The sequence below is a fragment of the Mycoplasmatota bacterium genome (assembly GCA_018394295.1).
GTDB lineage: Bacteria > Bacillota_I > Bacilli_A > Haloplasmatales > Haloplasmataceae > JAENYC01.
Map to the genome: position 1 here is coordinate 848500 of CP074573.1, position 20149 is coordinate 868648.

At 29.1% G+C, this 20149-nt stretch carries 26 protein-coding genes; 23 read left to right on the top strand and 3 right to left on the bottom strand.

All coding sequences use genetic code 11. The annotated features are described in order from the left end of the window. The first annotated feature begins 12 nt into the window (after window positions 1-12). The 6 genes from KHQ81_03730 to ltrA all read left to right on the top strand — a co-directional run bounded on the left by KHQ81_03730 (window position 13) and on the right by ltrA (window position 4921). Window positions 13-219 (top strand): sporulation protein Cse60, encoded by a 207-nt coding sequence (locus tag KHQ81_03730; protein ID QVK18834.1) that lies wholly within the window; start codon window positions 13-15, stop codon window positions 217-219. Continuing rightward, window positions 220-975, top strand: coding sequence for a Nif3-like dinuclear metal center hexameric protein (locus tag KHQ81_03735; GenBank protein ID QVK18835.1), 756 nt, complete (start codon window positions 220-222; stop codon window positions 973-975). 1 nt (window position 976) lies between these two features. Further along, window positions 977-2290, top strand: coding sequence for a 16S rRNA (cytosine(967)-C(5))-methyltransferase RsmB (gene rsmB / locus KHQ81_03740; protein ID QVK18836.1), 1314 nt, complete (start codon window positions 977-979; stop codon window positions 2288-2290). Window positions 2291-2361: 71 nt separating this feature from the next. Beyond that, on the top strand, window positions 2362-2730 hold the full coding sequence (locus KHQ81_03745; protein ID QVK18837.1) for a PH domain-containing protein: 369 nt from the start codon (window positions 2362-2364) through the stop codon (window positions 2728-2730). A 16-nt stretch (window positions 2731-2746) separates the two neighbouring features. Next, entirely contained in the window at window positions 2747-3103 is a 357-nt protein-coding gene (locus tag KHQ81_03750) for a hypothetical protein (GenBank protein QVK18838.1), read from the top strand. 546 nt (window positions 3104-3649) lie between these two features. Continuing rightward, on the top strand, window positions 3650-4921 hold the full coding sequence (gene ltrA, locus KHQ81_03755) for a group II intron reverse transcriptase/maturase (protein ID QVK18839.1): 1272 nt from the start codon (window positions 3650-3652) through the stop codon (window positions 4919-4921). Between the two features lie 104 nt (window positions 4922-5025). Here the strand turns inward: ltrA and KHQ81_03760 are convergent, their stop codons facing one another. Beyond that, window positions 5026-5475, bottom strand: coding sequence for a hypothetical protein (locus KHQ81_03760; GenBank protein ID QVK18840.1), 450 nt, complete (start codon window positions 5473-5475; stop codon window positions 5026-5028). Window positions 5476-6098: 623 nt separating this feature from the next. Continuing rightward, window positions 6099-6521: a hypothetical protein gene (locus tag KHQ81_03765; GenBank protein QVK18841.1), complete on the bottom strand. Its 423-nt coding sequence runs from the start codon at window positions 6519-6521 to the stop codon at window positions 6099-6101. A gap of 146 nt (window positions 6522-6667) precedes the next feature. Here KHQ81_03765 and KHQ81_03770 point away from each other — a divergent pair, with 146 nt between their 5' ends. From KHQ81_03770 to KHQ81_03800, 7 genes are all read left to right on the top strand, one after another. Continuing rightward, window positions 6668-6904, top strand: a complete 237-nt coding sequence (locus KHQ81_03770; GenBank protein QVK18842.1) for a hypothetical protein — start codon at window positions 6668-6670, stop codon at window positions 6902-6904. A gap of 58 nt (window positions 6905-6962) precedes the next feature. Then, window positions 6963-8021, top strand: a complete 1059-nt coding sequence (gene rlmN / locus KHQ81_03775) for a 23S rRNA (adenine(2503)-C(2))-methyltransferase RlmN (GenBank protein ID QVK18843.1) — start codon at window positions 6963-6965, stop codon at window positions 8019-8021. Further along, window positions 8006-8902 (top strand): ribosome small subunit-dependent GTPase A, encoded by an 897-nt coding sequence (gene rsgA, locus KHQ81_03780; GenBank protein QVK18844.1) that lies wholly within the window; start codon window positions 8006-8008, stop codon window positions 8900-8902. The genes rlmN and rsgA overlap by 16 nt, the downstream gene beginning before the upstream one ends. A 10-nt stretch (window positions 8903-8912) precedes the next feature. Beyond that, complete coding sequence (locus KHQ81_03785; protein QVK18845.1) at window positions 8913-9551, top strand: ribulose-phosphate 3-epimerase; 639 nt, start codon at window positions 8913-8915, stop codon at window positions 9549-9551. 13 nt (window positions 9552-9564) lie between these two features. Continuing rightward, window positions 9565-10194 carry a thiamine diphosphokinase gene (locus KHQ81_03790; protein ID QVK18846.1) on the top strand — a complete coding sequence of 210 codons (630 nt, stop codon included), beginning with the start codon at window positions 9565-9567 and terminating at the stop codon, window positions 10192-10194. Between the two features lie 60 nt (window positions 10195-10254). Continuing rightward, window positions 10255-10344 (top strand): stage V sporulation protein M, encoded by a 90-nt coding sequence (locus KHQ81_03795; protein QVK18847.1) that lies wholly within the window; start codon window positions 10255-10257, stop codon window positions 10342-10344. 257 nt (window positions 10345-10601) lie between these two features. Next, window positions 10602-11273, top strand: coding sequence for an alpha/beta fold hydrolase (locus tag KHQ81_03800; protein ID QVK18848.1), 672 nt, complete (start codon window positions 10602-10604; stop codon window positions 11271-11273). Window positions 11274-11324: 51 nt separating this feature from the next. On the opposite strand, the gene rpmB is transcribed toward KHQ81_03800, so the two are convergent. Then, the gene (gene rpmB / locus KHQ81_03805) at window positions 11325-11513 is read right to left on the bottom strand and encodes a 50S ribosomal protein L28 (GenBank protein QVK18849.1); all 189 of its coding nucleotides are present in this window, start codon (window positions 11511-11513) and stop codon (window positions 11325-11327) included. A 219-nt stretch (window positions 11514-11732) separates the two neighbouring features. Between rpmB and KHQ81_03810 the strand changes: the two genes are divergently transcribed. The 10 genes from KHQ81_03810 to KHQ81_03855 all read left to right on the top strand — a co-directional run bounded on the left by KHQ81_03810 (window position 11733) and on the right by KHQ81_03855 (window position 20142). Further along, on the top strand, window positions 11733-12098 hold the full coding sequence (locus KHQ81_03810; GenBank protein QVK18850.1) for an Asp23/Gls24 family envelope stress response protein: 366 nt from the start codon (window positions 11733-11735) through the stop codon (window positions 12096-12098). Window positions 12099-12110: 12 nt separating this feature from the next. Further along, entirely contained in the window at window positions 12111-13763 is a 1653-nt protein-coding gene (locus KHQ81_03815) for a DAK2 domain-containing protein (GenBank protein QVK18851.1), read from the top strand. Between the two features lie 322 nt (window positions 13764-14085). Continuing rightward, entirely contained in the window at window positions 14086-14940 is an 855-nt protein-coding gene (locus KHQ81_03820) for a DegV family protein (protein ID QVK18852.1), read from the top strand. 16 nt (window positions 14941-14956) lie between these two features. Beyond that, window positions 14957-15184: an acyl carrier protein gene (gene acpP, locus KHQ81_03825; GenBank protein QVK18853.1), complete on the top strand. Its 228-nt coding sequence runs from the start codon at window positions 14957-14959 to the stop codon at window positions 15182-15184. 79 nt (window positions 15185-15263) lie between these two features. Next, entirely contained in the window at window positions 15264-15692 is a 429-nt protein-coding gene (gene accB, locus KHQ81_03830) for an acetyl-CoA carboxylase biotin carboxyl carrier protein (protein QVK18854.1), read from the top strand. A gap of 8 nt (window positions 15693-15700) precedes the next feature. Beyond that, window positions 15701-17056: an acetyl-CoA carboxylase biotin carboxylase subunit gene (gene accC, locus KHQ81_03835; protein ID QVK18855.1), complete on the top strand. Its 1356-nt coding sequence runs from the start codon at window positions 15701-15703 to the stop codon at window positions 17054-17056. Between the two features lies 1 nt (window position 17057). Then, window positions 17058-17930, top strand: coding sequence for an acetyl-CoA carboxylase, carboxyltransferase subunit beta (gene accD, locus KHQ81_03840; protein ID QVK18856.1), 873 nt, complete (start codon window positions 17058-17060; stop codon window positions 17928-17930). Between the two features lie 2 nt (window positions 17931-17932). Further along, the gene (locus KHQ81_03845) at window positions 17933-18748 is read left to right on the top strand and encodes an acetyl-CoA carboxylase carboxyltransferase subunit alpha (GenBank protein ID QVK18857.1); all 816 of its coding nucleotides are present in this window, start codon (window positions 17933-17935) and stop codon (window positions 18746-18748) included. Beyond that, window positions 18735-19220: a MarR family transcriptional regulator gene (locus KHQ81_03850; GenBank protein QVK18858.1), complete on the top strand. Its 486-nt coding sequence runs from the start codon at window positions 18735-18737 to the stop codon at window positions 19218-19220. Before KHQ81_03845 ends, KHQ81_03850 begins: the two co-directional genes overlap by 14 nt. After that, window positions 19213-20142: a ketoacyl-ACP synthase III gene (locus KHQ81_03855; GenBank protein QVK19542.1), complete on the top strand. Its 930-nt coding sequence runs from the start codon at window positions 19213-19215 to the stop codon at window positions 20140-20142. Before KHQ81_03850 ends, KHQ81_03855 begins: the two co-directional genes overlap by 8 nt. The last annotated feature ends 7 nt before the right edge of the window (window positions 20143-20149 follow it).

Genomic DNA, 20149 nt, shown 5'->3' on the forward strand with positions numbered 1-20149 from the left:
GGGGGAGATTCTATGGGTGTTCGGGTTAAGATCTTCGATGAAGAACATGAGGAAGACCTTGAAACAAAAATTAATGATTTTTTGGAAGATTTAGATGAACAACAATTAGTAGATATTAAATATCAACTCAGTACTTTTTATGATTATAAAGATCAAATTTATTGTTATTCAGCCATGATTATATATAAAGAAAGAAAAGAAGAAGAGGATGATGAATAAGTGAATACAAAAACATTTGAAACTACTGCCTTATCATTTTTTCCTAAGGAGACATTAGCGTTTTTTGATGATGGAACGCAATATGGATTTAATCAATTTAGGAATAAAGAAATTAAAAAAATAGGGTATAGTGTTAATGTAACAAAAGATATTATTAAACAAGCAATTAACCAAAAGGTTGATTTGTTATTAACCCATCATAATATTTGGGAAGACCATTATGAATTAAGAGATGATTGTTTAAAATTATTAGAGGAAAATAATTTAATTCATTTTTTTAACCATTTACCACTTGATAGTATGCCATTTGGGCCAACTGGCGTACTTGCTAATGATTTAGACTTAAAGGTAATTGAGAAAATATCACAATTTGAAACATTCTATTTTGGTGTTGTTGGAGAAGTTGAAAAACCATTGACTTTACAAGAATTAACCCATAAAGTTGAAAAAATAATGAATCATAAAGTAAGAGTTTGGCAAAATAATGATCGATTGATTAAAAGAATAGGGATTGTTGCTGGTAGTGGTAGTGACTTAGAATCTTTACATGATGCAGTACACTATCAATGTGATGCATTTATTACAGGTGAAAAAAAATTAAAAACCTTGTTGTATGCAAAACATAATGAGTTGAATTTTATTTTAGGAAGTCATACATTCTCAGAATTAGGTGGTATTAGAGTTTATGCGCATTTAATTAAAGATAAAATGGGAGATATTGAATTAGTTGAATTACAAGATGAATGGATTGAATAACATGAAAAACGTAAGAGAAGTAGCATTAAACATTATTAATAAAGTATTAAATGAAGGGGCTTATAGTAATTTAATATTAAATGAAACCATTCAGACAATCCGATTAAATGAAAAAGATGTTGGATTGTTAACTGAATTAGTTTATGGTACGATTCAGTATAAAACCACATTAGATTATTTTTTAGCCCATTTTATTGGTGAGAAGAAAATTAAAAATGAAGTTCGAAACATCTTAAGAATGGCTGTTTATCAAATGGTATATTTAGATAAAATACCAAATCATGCCATCATTAATGAAGCTGTTAATCTAACAAAGAGAAAGTATGAAGGAAAGTCAGGTTTTGTTAATGCTGTGTTGCGAAACATTACTAGACAAGGTGTCCCAAGTTTAGATGAAATTAAAGATGAGAAAGAGAGACTAAGTGTTGAAACCTCTCACCCTTTATGGCTTGTTAAGATGTGGAGTAAACAGTATGATTTAAGTACAGCAAAAAAGGTTTGTGAACTTAATAATATAAAACCTTATCAGTATGCACGTCTTAATTTATATAAAGATAAAAAAGAAAATATCTTAAATCGATTAGATAAATTAAATATTGATTATGAATTGACTCAAATTGATGAAGGAATCTATTTGAAAAATGAAAATATCGCTAATACTAGTTTATTTAAATCAGGGTATGTAAATATTCAAGATTTAAGTTCAATGCTTGTTGCGAAAGTTTTATCACCTAAACAAGGTGATAAAGTGATTGATGTTTGTAGTGCGCCAGGTGGAAAAAGTACGCATATTGCTGAATTGATGAAAGATTCTGGTGAAGTCATTGCTTGTGATATCTATGAGCATAAAATTAAATTAATCGAATATAATAAAAGACGTTTAGGATTAAAAAGTGTCCAACCAACGCTTATTGATGCAACACAATTAACTAAAGTATTTGATGAAGGTAGTTTTGATCGTGTTTTAGTCGATGTGCCTTGTTCTGGGTTAGGGGTTATACGAAGAAAACCAGAAATTAAATATAATAAAAAACCTACCGACTTAGATGAAATCATTAAACTTCAAAAAGAAATTGTTGATGAATCAATAAAACTGGTTAAAAAAGATGGAACACTTGTATATAGTACTTGTACAATCAATAAAAAAGAAAATGAAAAGATGGTTGAGTATATATTGGAAAATTATCCTGAATTTGAATTAAATTCTGCTCCTTTTGAGAAGTTAAATTTAGGTAATAAAGGTTATGTCCAATTAATTAATCAAATAAAAGGAGCTGATATCTTTTTTATTGCTTGCTTTATAAAAAAATCATAAAAAAATAACATAATTCATAAATAAATTTACTAGTATATAGTATAAACTATAATTGAAAGGTAGGTTTATTTATGGGTTTATTTAATAATACGGATGCCAATGAAGAAAAAATTGAAAAAATATATGAAAAAATGTTAGCAGAAGGAGAAGATGTCATAATCGCATATAAGTTAGTAAGAGATTTAATTATTTTAACAAACATGCGATTAATCACAATTGATAAACAAGGTTTAACAGGTAAAAAGAAATTAATTGTCAGTTATCCATTATTTAAATTGTGTCGTTATCAAATTGAGAATTCACCTTATTTTGATATTGATAGTGAAGTAGCCATTTGGTTTGATGGGGTAAATGAACCAGTAAAATTTAAATTATCGAAGGGGACTAATGTATTTGAATTTTCTAAACATTTAAGTACTTATGGTTTAAGCGTACACTAGACAAAGGAGTATTCAAATGAGAAAATCACACCTTCATATTTTATTATTCATTTCAGCATTAATCGGTGCTTTATTCAATTTTATATTTTTAATTAATCGTCCACTTAATACAAATGAATTAACAGCTATTGAAATATTTGCTTCACCCATTAATCATATTTTATTTTTTATCGCTTTGTTTTTAATGTTTTATACCTTCTTTATACAAAGGAAGTTGATTCATATACTGGGAATGTTGTTAATTCTTTTGGGATTATTATATCTAGTACTGATGTTTTCTTTTGTGAATGTAAGTTTCTATTATTTAATCCCATTAGGTTTATATTTATTAACTGGATTTTCTATGTTAGGTTATCAAAAAAAATATCAGTAGAAATGAAAACAATGACTTTATATTTAGTCATTGTTTTTTTGAAGTGTGCCAGGCATGTCTATTAACTAGGTGGTGAAAGTCCACTACACGGGAAGATGACTAAAGTGTTAGCCAAGTACAAGGGCGCCTATTGCGAAGTAGGGTCTGAAGGAAGTAGGAGGCAAAATTTTGGCTCGAGGAACACGAATCACATCAGGCGGGTATTATGGATGAGTTTGCTTAACAAAACAAAGTCCGTAGTCATCAAAGCAATAATACACGTAAATGTGGCGAGTATATGAAATGAAAGTGAATAGACTTACCCTGGGAGATCTCATGAACACGTCACGAGCGTGGTTGAAAAAGATTTATCGTGAGAAGTCAGCAGAGCCATAGTAGGGTCCAAACCGAAGGGCGAAACAGTATGTTTAATTGTAAATGTAAATTATAAGACTATATGAACAGTAGAAAATCAGGATTACCTACCTAACTTCGATGGTATCGTAAGGAACCTAGGAGCCTTTAGGACAAACAGTATGGTCTTAACAATGAAAGGAGCAATTACTAATGGAAAATCTTCTAGAATTAATCTTAAGTAACTACAATTTAAATGAAGCCATCGCTAGAGTAGTGAAGAATAAAGGTGCTGCTGGAATTGATGGGATGAATGTTGAACAAGGAAGATTACATTTTATGAAACATGGTGATGAAATTAAAAGAGCCATAAGAAATAGAAAGTATAAACCTAACCCCGTTAGGAGAGTAGAAATACCAAAACCTGATGGTGGGGTAAGACTACTAGGAATACCAACGGTTATAGATAGAATCATTCAACAAGCCATTAATCAAGTGCTATCACCAATATTTGAGAAACAATTTAGTGACTCTAGTTTTGGATTTAGACCAAATCGAGGTTGTCATATGGCAATTGAGAGAAGTTTAATGTATTTAAATGATGGTTACAAAGTAATAGTTGATACGGATTTAGAGAAATTCTTTGATAAGGTTAACCATGATAAACTCATGCAAATATTATCTTTAACAATTAAAGATAGTGATTTAATGAGTTTGATAAGGAAATATCTAGTTAGTGGTATCATGATAAATGGAGTCGTAATAGATAGTGAGGAAGGAACACCACAAGGAGGACCATTAAGTCCATTATTATCAAATATCATGCTTAATGAACTAGATAAAGAGTTAACTAAAAGAGGATTAAGATTTGTACGATATGCCGATGACTGTAATATATATGTAAAAAGTATACGTGCAGGACAAAGAGTAATGGAGAGTATAACTAACTTTATTGAAAAGAAGTTAAAACTCAAAGTTAATCAGAGTAAAAGCAAAGTAGATTACTATAATAAAGGAATCAAATTTTTAGGCTTTGGCTTTTACTACAATCCCAGGCACAGACAAGTTAGAATCAAAGTACATCCAAAATCAATTAAAAGAATAAAAGAAAAGATTAAGAAATTAACATCTAGAAGATGGAGTATCAGTTTAGATTATCGGTTACTCAAAATAAAACAACTTATAACAGGTTGGGTTAATTATTATAAAGTAGCCGATATGAAATGGTTATTGATGAAATTAGATGAACAAATAAGATTTCGTGTAAGAATGTGTATTTGGAAAGCATGGAAAAAGATTGGGAAACGATTTAAATCCCTAAGGAAACTAGGCGCAAGTCGTCAAAAGGCTTGGGAATACGCAAACAGTAGAAAAAGCTATGCGCGAATCGCACATAGCTTTATCTTAACAACTACGATTACAAATAAAAGATTAGAACATCGTGGTCTAATATCAATGACCGAATATTATTTATCTGTTAGATAACATATTGAACCGCCGTATACCGAACGGTACGTACGGTGGTGTGAGAGGTCTGAAATGAATAGAAAACTATTTATTTCTTCCTACTCGATTCAATATTATAGTCATTAATTGATATTAGTTTTTTCATTTGATAAATCATCTTTTAACTTATCTTCTTTTTTAGTACCTAAGAATCGATTTAAAAATATAAAGAGTAAATTGATTGATACTAATATAATAAAGACTATGAAGTAATGTTGAATGGGATTGTTTTTAATATTCACCATTAGAAAAATAAGCAGACCTAGAAATAATGTATTTCCAAATAAATTAAAAACCCATTCATTAATATTCTTCTTTTCTACAAGATAGGATTTCTTTTTATGAATCTTCTTATATAATTTGTAAATAAACATTATAGAAAACACACTAAATATTGTTCCGATAATATATGAAACTACTTTATAATTAGATTCAGACTCTATACTCGCAATATAAAAATATAGAGTTGCAAATCCTATTAATTTTAAACCATTAAGTAATTCATAAGTAAATGAATATACCTTTTTAAGCATTTTTTATCTCCTTTATTAAAAGTTCTTTCATTAAGTATAACTAAAATCATAATATTTAATAACAAATATTACGTTAAATAAATTCTAATGAAACTAGTTATTTCTTTCAATAGGCTTCTCTTATTTTTCAGAACCTAGGAATCTATTTAATAAAAATAAAAGTAATTTTACAGTTACCATTATAATTAAAATTTTATAGACTGGTTGAGATTGATAATTATCTATAATCTCCTGCTTATTAAAAATAAAAATCACAAGCCACGGAAAAAAAGACAAGAAATGTACAAAACATTCAGAACTATCATATTTTTCAATGAGAAATGATTTTTTTTCACAAAACTTTTTATAAAATCTGTAAATCACCATAATTAAAAAGATGCCAAATATAGTTCCAATCAGATATAACTCTGTTCTTAAACTTGTGTCAATACTCCCTGTATAAAAACAATAAGTTGATCACCCTATAGATAATGAAACATAAAATAATACGTAAATTAATGAATATATTTTTTTAAACATAGCAAACTCTCCTTAAACCTTAATCTAATTATCTTTTATAACTAATTCTTTTATTAAGTTAATTATTAAATAATTTATGAATCCTTTAAATGTTAAGAATGAAGTTAGTTTTCTATTTTTGTTAAATCATTTAATGACTTATTCTCTTTTTTCGTGCCTAAGAATCTATTTGAAAATAATAAAAGTAAATTAATAGTTAGTAATATAGCGAATATCTTGTAGAATAGATGAAACGGATCAGTATTTTTAACATGTAGCAAAGCAATTAGGTATAATATATTAACTAATAACCTTATTATCCAGTCTTTAACATCTTCCTTGTATATGATATATGATTGTTTTGTATGAACTTTCTTATAAAATTCGTAATTGCTTGCTATAGCGAACATACCAAAAAAAGCTGCAATTATAAATAATTCTTTATTACTTGGTTCTTTACTCCAAATGTTAAAAAAGAGAATTGTTATCCAAATCAAAAGTAAACCCTTAAAACATTCATAAGTAAATGAATATATTTTTTTTAACATGCTACTTCTCTCCCCAAACCCTAATCTAATCTTAATTTCTATTATATTCTTTTTTGATAAGTATTCAAGCATTTTTTTGTTTGTTACAGTTATTTTGTAACAAAAAGATTTATAATGATATTAGAATGAATGCCAGGAGGAAAATTATGAAATTAGAAGTGATTATAGGAAAAAAAGAAAGTGGTAGAGGGAGAGTATTTAATAATATTAATCAAGCATCTTTTTATATGACGTATCAAGAAAAACAAGCGTTAATCAATTTACAAGAAAAGTTAGGTTCTAAAATTGAAACAAGACCTAAATATAAGAATGAAATTAAGCGTATTGTTTATAGAAATGATTCTGGTGATAAACATTATTACATACTTAAAGTAACAAATTAATGTAAATAATTCTAAAATGTGGTAAACTAGTAGTAGTTATTTTTAGTATGGTGATGAAATGAAAGACAATATTTATGCTTATACATTAGAAGAATTAGAAACTTATTTTTCAAGTATTAAAGAGAAGAAGTTTCGTGCATCACAGGTTTTTAATTGGTTATATCACAAACGGGTTAATTCTTTTAATGAAATGAAAAATTTACCTAAAAATTTAATAGAACATCTAGAAGAAACATTTGATATTGAAGTTTTAGAATTAGATATGAAACAGGAATCAAGTGATGGTACTGTTAAATTTTTATTTAGAGTTCGAGATGAACATTATATAGAATCTGTTTTAATGAGACATAATTATGGATATTCTGTTTGCGTTTCAACCCAAATAGGGTGTAAAATGGGATGCACCTTTTGTGCTTCCACAATTGGAGGGGTAGAAAGGAATTTAGATGCAGGTGAAATCACGTGTCAAGTACTTGAAATACAAAAGTATTTGGATGATAAAGATGGCCGTGTAAGCTCTATTGTCATTATGGGCTCAGGTGAGCCTTTTGATAATTTTGATTACACAATGAAATTTATAGAGATTATTAAGCATGAAAAGACGCTTAATATAGGGGCCCGTCATATTACCTTATCTACTAGTGGAATTGTCCCGAGAATTTATCAGTTTGCTGATTTGAATTCACAAGTTACATTAGCGATTTCTTTACACGCTACAACTAATGCCGTAAGAAGTATGATTATGCCAATAAATAAGGCTTATCCACTTGAAAAGTTAATTGAAGCAATTATGTATTATAATCGTGTGACGAATCGTCGAGTGAGTTTAGAATTTGGATTATTAAATGGCGTAAATGACACAATCGAAGAAGCAAAACGACTTGCGAATTTAGTTAGACCATTATTATGTCATGTTAATGTCATTCCAATAAATTATGTCATTGAAACAAATTATGAAAAACCAACACAACACAGCATCAAACGTTTTGTAAAAGCATTAGAAGAAGAAGGAATTAATGCGACGGTAAGACGGGAAAAAGGATCAGATATCGATGCTGCTTGTGGCCAATTAAGGGCAAAAAAAGCAAAAAAGGAGATTGTATGCCAAAAGGATTAATTATTAAAGCATTAAGTGGATTTTATTATGTTGAAGAAGCATTGTCAAAAAAAGTGTATGAATGTAGAGGACGCGGTGTATTTCGCAATAAAAATATCACGCCTCTAGTTGGTGATAATGTTAATTTTCAAATTGAGGCTAATAATCAAGGTTATGTTAATGAAATTGAAGAGAGAAAAAATTTTTTAGTTAGACCGGCTATTACCAATGTAGATCAGGTTCTGCTAGTGTTCTCTGTTAAATCTCCCGAATTTAATCAACCCTTATTAGATCGGTTTTTAGCGGTTATTGAAAGTAGTTTTATAAAGCCAGTGATTATTCTTTCCAAAATGGATTTAATCACTGAGTCTGAAATTGATCCATTTATAAATTATTACGAATCAATTGGATATACAATTGTTAAAACTTCTAAATATGACAAAGAATCAATAGAAAAAGTATGTAATTTATTAGAAAATAAAATCAGTGTTTTAGCAGGTCAATCCGGTGTAGGGAAATCTTCTTTGCTTAATGCTATAAATCCCCAGTTTAAGCTAAATACAGATGAAATATCGAAGGCATTAGGTAGAGGTAAACATACAACAAGACATGTTGAATTATTTAAAGTAGGGAATGGACTTGTTGCTGATACACCTGGATTTAGTAGTTTAGATTTTAGAGATTTAGAGATTGATGCAGAATTATTAGCGCAATCATTTGTAGATTTTTTTGAATTGAGTTCAGATTGTAAATTTAGGGGTTGTTTACACATTCATGAACCTAAATGTGCAGTTAAAGCAAAATTAGAAGAAAATAGTGTTTATGACAACCGTTATCTTAACTATAAAAATTTTCATGAAGAAATTAAAAATCAAAGAGTCATCTATCAAAAAAAACAATAGGAGGAACGATATGAAAGTAGCACCATCAATTTTAGCGTCAGATTTTAGTAGATTGAAAGAAGAAATTATTGATATTACTAAAAATGGGGCTGATTATATCCATCTTGATATTATGGATGGACATTTTGTACCCAATATTACCTTTGGACCAGGTGTTGTAAAGGCTATTAGACCTTATTCAACTCTTCCTTTCGATGTTCATTTAATGATTGAAAACCCTGACCTTTATATTCCTGAATTTGTAAAAGCAGGAGCAGATTTAATTACGGTTCATGTAGAAGCTTGTCCTCATTTACATAGGACATTACAACTAATTAAAAGTTATAATATTAAAGCTGGGGTTGTAATCAATCCTCATACTTCTGTTGAAAGTATTACATCTATTCTATCAATTTGTGACATTATATTAGTCATGTCTGTAAACCCAGGTTTTGGTGGACAAAGTTTCATTGAAAATAGTTTAGACAAAATTAAAAAATTAAAAGAATTAAGAGATAAAGAAAATTATTCTTACCTAATTGAAGTAGATGGTGGAATAAATGATCAAACAGCAAAATTATGCAAACGAAGTGGCGCTGATATTTTAGTGGCAGGGTCATATGTATTTAATCATGAGAATAAGATGGAAGCGATAGATTCTCTTAAATAAGGGGATGATTTAATTGATAATAAATATTGTTGCAGGAGGTCCATTAGATATTGATTTAGTTAAAGCTCATCCAGCTGACCTTACAATCGGTGTTGACTATGGAGCTTATCAACTGATAAATAATAATATGACATTAGATGTTGCTTTTGGTGATTTTGATTCAATTAATACCTATCAATTAGTTGAATTATTAAATACTTGTTCAAAAGTCAATAAATACAAGAAAGATAAAGATAATACAGATACAGAATTAGCGTTTAGTTATGCATTAGAGTTAAAACCAGATGTAATTCAGCTGTTTGGTGTAACTGGTAAAAGAATTGATCATTTTTTAAGTGTACTTTATTTATTTAAGAAAGTTTTAAGCTGTAATGTGAAACTTATTATTATTGATGAATATAATAAAATATATATTAAGAAACCAGGCGTTCATCACATTAAAAAATCAGAATATCACTATTTATCTTTCTTTGCTTATCAAGATGAAGTAGTAAATCTAACGCTAACAAATTTTAAATATAAATTAGATAATTACTTATTAAAAAATCAGGATTCACTATGTATAAGCAATGAATTAATTAGTGATGTGGGAATTGTATCTTTTGATAAGGGAATTTTATTAATTGTCGAAAGTCGTGATTAAATTATCATAACTTTGTGGTATTTATCATAAGATATACTACAGAGTTTATCTAAGGGGGTAATGATTTTGAAGTTTTATATCATTAAATTACCAAAATTTTTATCTGTAATCGTGACTAGTATTTTACGTTTATTTAAACGTGATAAATAAAAAAATCGCTCCAATCAAAAAATTGGAGCATTTTTTTATTAAAAGAAGTATTAGGGTATATCCTTCTGTTTAAGTAAAACTGATATATATAAAAGCAATAGATTAGATTACTTGACATATTCATTATTATAAGCCTAAAATGTACATACTCTTATTTTTATTATAGGATTATTTGTTTATTGAACAAGAAAATTATTTTATAATGAAAAAATTAAATATTTTCTAAACTTTTAACCGATATTAATAGTGGTGATACTATGAAAATATGTTATAAAAATATCGGGATTATCCTCATTCATGGTTTAGGTGGTGGTCTTAGTGATGTTGAACCTTTATCTAAGAAATTAAAGATGTTAGGTTATACAGTAGAAACACCACTTCTAAGAGGGCACACAGGTATAAAAGAGGATATGAAAAAAGTAACTTATCAAGATTGGATTAATGATGTTGAAAATGCTTATTTATCGCTTAAAGATAAATGTCAAGAAATCGTTTTAATCGGATATTCAATGGGAGGCTTATTATCTTTACAGGTTGCGAATAAGTTTAGAGTAAAAGGTCTTATTACGTTAAATACATCAATGTTTTTAGGGAATTTCTTTAATTTTTCTAAAAGATTTATTAAAGACTTAATTCAATTTAATATTTATCATATCAAGATGTTATACACTTCAATCAGAAAATTATCACTAAAAGCGCATCTTAATCTTAAACGATTATCAAAGGAGACAAAGAAAATAATACCAAATATAAATTGTGAAATTTTAGTAAGTCAATCAGTTAGTGATGAAGTGCTACAATATAAAAGCGTTAATTATTTACATAAGAATGTACCATGTAAAATAAAAAAAATACTGTTTTATAATAAAAATGAAGTGATTGAAGATGTAATTGTTGATACAGTAAAGTACATCGAAATTTGTTCATAAGCTTTTAGGTAATAATAAATAAAAAAAAGGTTCACTTTCTGAACCTTTTTGCTATACTCGTTCTACTTTACCTGATTTTAAAGCACGAGCCGACACATATACTTTTTTTGGTTTTCCATCTACTAAGATTCGAACTTTATGTAAATTAGCTTTCCATGTTCTTTTTGTAGAGTTTAAAGCGTGAGAACGTTTATTTCCACTAGTGGTACGACGTCCTGTAACGAAACATACACGAGCCATAGAACAACCTCCTTCATAGGTATTATATCTCATTTGACTATATAAATTTATCATAATTCTAACATTTTTTCAAGTTTTTTTAACATAATATAAAAGAAAAGTGATAAAATGATAAAAGGATTGAATAAAATTGTTGTATTAATAGTCGTTTTATAGTAAAATTTAATAGTAAATGAGGTAGTAAAGTTTGTTATTATACATTGTTAGGAGGCTTTTAGTATGAGTATACATATTGAAAGTGAATTTGGAAGAATTGATGTATCTACTGATGCAATTTCTCAAATCGCAGGCACAGCAGCTACACAGTGTTATGGAGTTGTTGGAATGGCGTCAAACAATCAGCTAAAAGATGGTTTGGCTGTTATTTTGCGTCGTGAAAATTTTGGAAAAGGTGTCGCTATTCGTAGCGAGAATGATTTAATAGACATTGATTTATTTGTAGTTTTAGGCTACGGTATTAAAATATCAGAGGTCTCTTTAGAAATTCAAAAGAAAGTTAGATATGATGTTGAACAATATTTTGGTAAAAAAGTTAGAAGTGTGAATGTTTTCGTACAGGGAGTACGCGTCATTGATGAAAAATAGGAGGTAGTTAAGATGTCAACTTTTAAAATTGACGGCTCTCTATTCAAACAAATGATTATCAATGGAGCTGTTAATCTTGATAATAATTCTGATTATATAGATGAATTAAATGTTTTCCCTGTACCTGACGGGGATACTGGAACAAATATGAAACTTACATTAAATGCGGGCGCAAAAGAGATTGTCAATTTAAATTCAAATTCAATTGCAGAAGTTGCTAAAAAATTATCGCGTGGTTTATTAATGGGAGCACGTGGTAATTCTGGTGTTATTTTATCACAATTATTTAGAGGGTTTGCAAATGGCGTAGAAGGTCATGATATTGCAGATACTGTTATATTCGCAAAAGCATTAAAAAAAGGCGTTGAGACTGCCTATAAAGCAGTCATGAAACCTGTTGAAGGAACCATTTTAACAGTTTCAAGAGAATCAGCAGATGAAGTTAATAGAATGGCTACTCCAGAAATGTCGTTTGAAGAACTTTTATCGAGATTAGTAAATGAAGCTAAACGTTCTTTAAAACGTACACCTGATTTATTACCAGTATTAAAAGAAGTTGGTGTTGTAGATTCAGGAGGAGCAGGTCTTTTGGTTATTTATGAAGGTTTTAAAAAAGCAATTAATGGAGAAATCCTAAAATTAGATGAAAATAAAGACAATAAAAATACCCAAAGTGCACAAGCACAATTTAATGTTGAAGATATCACTTTTAGTTATTGTACAGAATTTATTGTACAATTAGATCAAGAAAAAACTAAAACAAATCCATTTACTGAACAAAGATTATCAAATTTCTTATTAACTATAGGAGATTCTTTAGTTGTTGTTCAAGATGAGGATATTGTTAAAGTGCATGTTCATACAAATGAACCAGGGGTAGCTTTAAACTTTGCTCAAAAATATGGTGAATTCTTAAAATTAAAAATAGAAAATATGAAAGAACAACATAGTACAATTGTATCTGAAGTAAATGATACAATGGAAGTTAAAAAAGAAGTTGAAAAAAAGGAATATGGTATTATAGCTGTATGTTCTGGAGAAGGGCTAGCTAATATCTTTAAAGAAATGGGATGTGACATCATTATATCTGGTGGACAAACCATGAATCCTTCAACTGAAGACTTCTTAAAGGCAATTAAAGAAGTCAATGCAAAAAATGTGATTATCTTACCAAATAACAGTAATATTATTATGGCAGCAAATCAAGCAGCAGATGTTACTGATGATGTTGATGTTAAAGTTATACCAACAAAAACAATTCCGCAAGGATATTCATCATTACTTATTTTTAATCCAACGGCAGATTTAGAATCTAATTACGAAGTGATGGTTGAACAGATGAATGAAGTAAAATCTGGACAAGTAACCTATGCAGTTCGTGATACTCAGTATAATGGGATAGAAATACTTAAAGATGATTATATGGGAATTTTTGAAAAAAATATTGTTGTAAGTAGTCATGATCGATTAGATGTGACGCTTTCACTACTGAATCAAATGGTAGATGAAGATACTGAAATTGTAACTGTCTTCTACGGTGATGATGTAAGTGAAGATGAAGTAGAAAATATTAGTGAATTTATTGAGTCAAACTATAAAGATGTTGAATTAGAAATTTTAGAAGGTAATCAACCAGTTTACTCTTATATTATCGCTATTGAATAAATAGAATAAAGGGATGCTAAAGCATCCCTTTATTTATTATAAAGATATTGTATAGTGATATACTAAGACATACTAACCTATAAATATAAATACCAAGTTTTTCTAATTTAAACGTAATTTCATAGTCTAAATTCCCATTTTATTGCTGTAAAATAACGGTTACAAAATTTCTGGTTATTTTTAAAAAATATTGCTATAATTTTAAAAAAATGACAAAAAATATAAAAAAAAGAAAAAATAAATTGACAAATATTTATTATATGTTAAAATTAGTTTGTACTTCAAAATATTTGAAAGTCTAACTAATTAAGGAGTAAAAATAATGTCTAAAATCGCAATTTTAACAGATAGTTCATCATCTATTTATAATGTAGAACATAGTTATGATAACTTATTTAGTTTAGATATCCCTTGTTTTATTGGAGATGAAATATATAAAGACTTTGAAACAAAGGGTGACAATGTATTTTATGAAGCATTAAAACAAACAGATAGAGTTCCGAAAACAAGTCAACCTTCAGTTGGTGAAACTCTAACAATGTATGAAAAAATAAAATCATTGGGATATACACATATTATCTATTTACCAATATCTAAGGAACTAAGTGGGACTTATCAAAATGGATTTTTAGCAAAAGATATGATTGAAGGAATTGAAATTGATATTGTGGACACAAGAACAACAGTTTCAATCTTAGGTAGTATGGTTTTTGAAGCTTGTAGATTATCACGTTTAGATTTTGATAGTCAGACCATCATAAATAAAGTATTAAAACTTCGTGAAGGAACAGGTTATTATGTCACACTTAATGATCTAACCTCACTTGTTAAAAATGGAAGATTATCAAATGCGAAAAGTATGTTAGCTAACTTATTAAAATTAAAACCAGTTATCGCTTTGACAAAAGAGGGGAAATTGGTAAATGAAAAAGCCGTTAGAACCTATAAAGCGGCCATTAGAGAAGTAATAGAAAAAGTAGCTTTAGAAGTAGATCAACATAAAGGTGTTGTCCATCTTGCTTATACAGAAAATACGAGTGATAAAGATTATGCTTTAAAAGTAATCAAGGATAGACTACCTCATATGAAAATTGAAATATTTACATTACCAGCAACAGTTGTTGCTCATGTAGGTTTACAAACATTAGCCGTAGGCTATGTTAATTATTTAATTTAAAATGGAGGAATTAAAAATGATATTTGAAAAAGTAAGTGAAATTGTTTCTACAGAATTGAGTGTTTCTAAAGATGAGATTACATTAGAGACACATTTACAAAATGATTTAGGTGCAGATAGTTTAGATGCTGTTGAATTAGTAATGACAATTGAAGAAGAGTTTAATGTATCTATACCAGATGATGCTGCACAAAATTTAAAAACAGTTGGCGATATAGTTCGTTATTTAGAAAATAATAAGTAGAAATTTTTAGCGATATTTTATATCGCTATAATTTTTAATATATACTTTGAAGTTCAAAACATTTTTATTGGAGGTTCTTATGGATTTCAGACAAATACAGAATATAATAAAAGACTTTGAGAGTTCAAATATTACTAATCTTGAAATAGAGATGGATAATTTTAAAATAAAATTGAATAAAAATAATCTTCAAGAAGTAGAAGTTTCACCAATTCAAGTGGTTAAGAGTAACAATCATCAAGAGAAAAAAGTTGAAATTACTGATGAAACAGAAATATATCAAGTTAAATCACCACTTGTGGGAACGTTCTATGGTGCTAATTCACCTAAAGATGAACCCTTTGTTAAAATTGGGCAAAAAGTGAATAAAGGAGATACTTTATGTATCATTGAAGCAATGAAAATCATGAATGAGATATCAGCACCGACTTCTGGTGTTATTGAATCAATCAATATTAAAAATGGTGAACCTGTTGGCTTTGATGAAGTCATCATGACTATTCGGTAGGTGTGATTATGAAAAATAAAGTGTTAATCGCAAATAGAGGCGAAATCGCTGTAAGAATAATTAGAGCTTGTAAAGAGTTAGGTATTAGTTGTGTTGCAGTTTATTCTACTGCTGACAAAGATAGCTTACATGTTAAATTTGCTGATGAAGCCATCTGTATTGGTAAGTCAAGAAGTACAGATAGTTATTTGAATATAAATAGTATCATTAGTGCTGCGATAGCTACAGGTTGTAATGCGATTCATCCTGGTTATGGGTTTTTATCAGAGAATGAAAAGTTTGCAGAAATTGTAAAGGAATGTGAAATTAAGTTTATTGGTCCTAGTCATGAAGTTATCGCAAAATGTGGAAATAAATCAATGGCTAAAAAAATTGCTCAAGATAGTAATGTTCCTGTAGTGAGTGGTTCTTTAGGTATTGTTCTTGATGCTAAAGAAGGCGTTAAAATCGCTAATCAAATTGGCTACCCAGTTTTGATTAAAGCAGTGAATGGTGGCGGTGGAAAAGGGATTAGTATCGTAAGAGAAGAGGATGAATTTACTAAAATTTTTGAAAAGACTGTAATGGAAGCAGAGGCAAATTTTGGGGATAAATCCGTCTATATTGAAAAGTATATTGAAAATCCTCGTCACATTGAAGTACAAATATTAGCAGATAGTTATGGTAATGTTGTTCATTTAGGTGAACGAGATTGTTCTGTTCAGCGTCGTAATCAAAAAATGATTGAAGAGGCACCAAGTCCATTTATTCTAGATGAATTACGAGAAGAAATCGGAAATGCTGCGATTAGAATTGCCAAACAAGTTGGTTATGAAAATGCAGGAACCGTTGAATTTATTGTTGATAAAGAAGGAAATTACTATTTTATTGAAATGAATACACGTGTTCAAGTAGAACATCCAGTTACTGAACTAGTGACTGGAATTGATATTGTCAAAGAACAAATTAAGATTGCTTACAAACAAGAACTATCTTTTCGACAAGAAGATATAAAAATCAAAGGTCACGCGATAGAGTGTCGTATCAACGCAGAAGATCCTACCAATGATTTTCGACCTAGTCCGGGATTAATTAAGGATTTAGTATTACCTGGAGGTAATGGCGTAAGGTTAGATACCCATCTATACAGTAATTATCAAGTGCCTCCTTATTATGATTCGATGTTAGCTAAAGTGATTGTACATGGTCACTCTAGAAAAGAGGCCATTAGAAAAATGCGCTGTGCCTTAGAAGAATTTATTATTGATGGAATTAAAAGTAATATTGAATTTCAATATTTAATTATGCATAATCCTGATTTTGTTAGAGGTATTTATGATACGAGTTTTATCAAACAGTTTATAAAATTAGGTAAGGGTGATTAGGATGGAAAATTTCTTAGAAGATAGAAAATCCAAATTAGATATTTTTAAGAAAAAAATACGAAAAAAAACTTCGAAATTGTCTAAAGTTGATATTCCTGATGGTTTATTTACTAAATGTAGCGAATGTGATGAACTGATTTATATAAATGATTTATTAAAAAATAATCATGTGTGTCCCAAATGTCAATATCATTTTCGTATGAATGCTCGTGATAGACTTAAACTTGTTTGTGATAAACACAGTTTTAAAGAGCTTTTTACAAATATTTACACTGTAAATGTTTTAGATTTTCCTGATTATTTAGAAAAGATAGAAAATTATCAAGCAAAATCAAACGAAACGGATGCCTTTATCTGTGGTGAAGCGAAAATTAACCATATAAAAGTAGCTATTGGGGTATTAGATAGCTATTTTATGATGGGGAGCATGGGGAATGTTGTTGGCGAAAAAGTTACAAGACTCATTGAATATGCTACTTTGAATGAATTACCTTTGATTATTTTTTCAGCATCAGGTGGTGCGAGAATGCAAGAAGGAATTTTTTCATTAATGCAAATGGCTAAAACCAGTGCTGCTTTAAAATACCATCATAATGCAGGTTTATTATATCTTAGTGTCTTGACAAACCCTACAACTGGTGGAGTAGCAGCTAGTTTTGCTTCACTAGGTGATATCATTATTAGTGAGGCAAATGCACTAATTGGTTTTGCTGGACAACGTGTCATTAAACAAACCATAAGACAAGATTTACCAGAAGGATTTCAAACTGCTGAATTTCAACTTAATAAGGGCTTTGTGGACATAGTATGTGAACGAAAATCCTTAAAGAAAACAATACAGAAAATCCTTTCGTTACACAAGAAGGTGGAATAAATATGGAAAGATTAACAGAAGAACAAGTTTGGAATAAAGTGATGCTTGCTCGTCATCCCAAAAGACCGACTGCTAAAACATTAATCGATCTTTTAATTAAAAATTTTATTGAATTACATGGCGATCGATTGTATCGTGATGATTCAAGTATAATAGGTGGAATTGGTTATTTAGGGAAAATGCCTGTAACCATAATCGCACAGGAAAAAGGGGTCACAACAAATGAGAAAATTGAACATAATTTTGGTATGCCCCATCCTGAAGGGTATCGTAAAGCATTACGGTTAATGAAGCAAGCAGAAAAGTTTAATCGCCCCATTATATTTATTATTGATACACCTGGAGCTTATCCTGGAATAGGAGCAGAAGAACGAGGTCAAGCAAGTGCTATCGCCAATAATTTGATGGATATGATTGATTTAAAAGTACCATTAATTTCACTTGTTTTAAGTGAAGGTGGAAGTGGTGGCGCACTAGCTATTGGCGTAAGCGATGAAGTGTGGATGTTTGAAAATGCCATTTATTCAGTTTTATCTCCAGAAGGATTCGCTTCTATTTTGTATAAAGATGCATCACTTGCCAAAAAAGCTGCATTAAAGATGAAGTTAACGAGTGAAGATCTATATCATTATCAAATTATCGATAACATCATACCTGAAGTGAATGAAGGATTACATGAGAATGTAAAATATTCTGTTGAGATATTAAGAAAACAATTAATAAGTAAGATTAAAGATTTACAATCAATTGATAGAGAACAATTATTAGCATCACGTTATCAAAAATACCGTCAAATGAGTGTTTATGAGGAAAAGTGATTTTACGATTAACAGTATTGGTGATTTATTTTTTGAGTTACAATCAAAACTACAATTTTTTGAAAGAAAATTTTTAAAGGAATATGGTATTGTTGATGTGACGCCTAATGAAGTAAAAGTTTTATATATCATTGGGATATCAAATATAAAATCAATGAGTGAAATAGCTGATAAATTGAAGATAACCCATGGGACACTATCGATTACGGTTAATAGTCTCGTTAAAAAAGGGTATGTTATTCGTACAAGAAACAAACAGGATAGAAGAATTATTATTCTATATCTAACTAAAAAAAGTTTAAGTGTAATTAAACATTATGGTATATTTTATTATGAATTGATTAATAAATTAATTCAAACTATCGATAAAGATAAAGCGATGGTATTAAATGAGATTTTAGTAAAACTTAATAATATTATCGAAACAAACTTTTATGAAGGAATTGAGAAATATGAAGAAGATAATGAATAATGTCAAAGTTATTTCAACAGGGAGTTATGCTCCTAGTAAAATAATGTCTAATAAAGATTTTGAAAAAATAGTAGATACAAATGATGAATGGATTGTTCAACGGACAGGAATAAAAAATCGTCATTTTTCTACTGGTGAAAACACTTCTGATTTAGCTTATCAAGCAGCTTTAAATGCGATACAAAAAGTAGATTATGATACAAAAAAGATTGATTTAATTATTGTAGCTACTTTTACACCGGATTATTTAAGTCCAGGTGTTGCTAATTTAGTTCAAGCTAAATTAGGTTTAAGTGAACAAGACATTACTTGTTTTGATTTAAATTCAGGTTGTACAGGGTTAATTTATGCATTGAATGTTGCTGGATCTATGTTAAATAGTGGAAAGTATCAAAGTGCTTTAATTATTGGGGCAGAAGTGATTACTAAAGTAATTGATTTTAATGATCGAAATACTTGTGTCTTATTTGGTGATGGCGCAGGATGTTTAATTTTAGAAAATACAGTAGAAGATAAGTTAGCTTATTTCTATTCAACTAGTCAAGGTGAGTTAAACAAAACTTTATATGTTGATGAATTTATTCATATGGATGGTAAAAGAGTTTATCAATTTGCTGTTGGTGCTGTAGAAAAAGCAATTAATAAAGTTTTAGATGATAGTGGTATATCATTGGATGAGGTAACAAGAATTATCCCACATCAAGCAAACATACGAATTATTCAGAGTGTTGCAAAAAGTTTAAAAATTGACATGGATAAGTTCTTCCTTAATATTGATCAATATGGAAACACATCTGCAGCTTCTATTGCGATTGCTTTAGATGAATATATAAATAGTAAAAAAAGTGTAGAAAATGAAAAATTATTACTCGTAGGTTTTGGCTCAGGCTTTACCTATGGAGCAGCTTTAATAACATTATAGGAGGAGT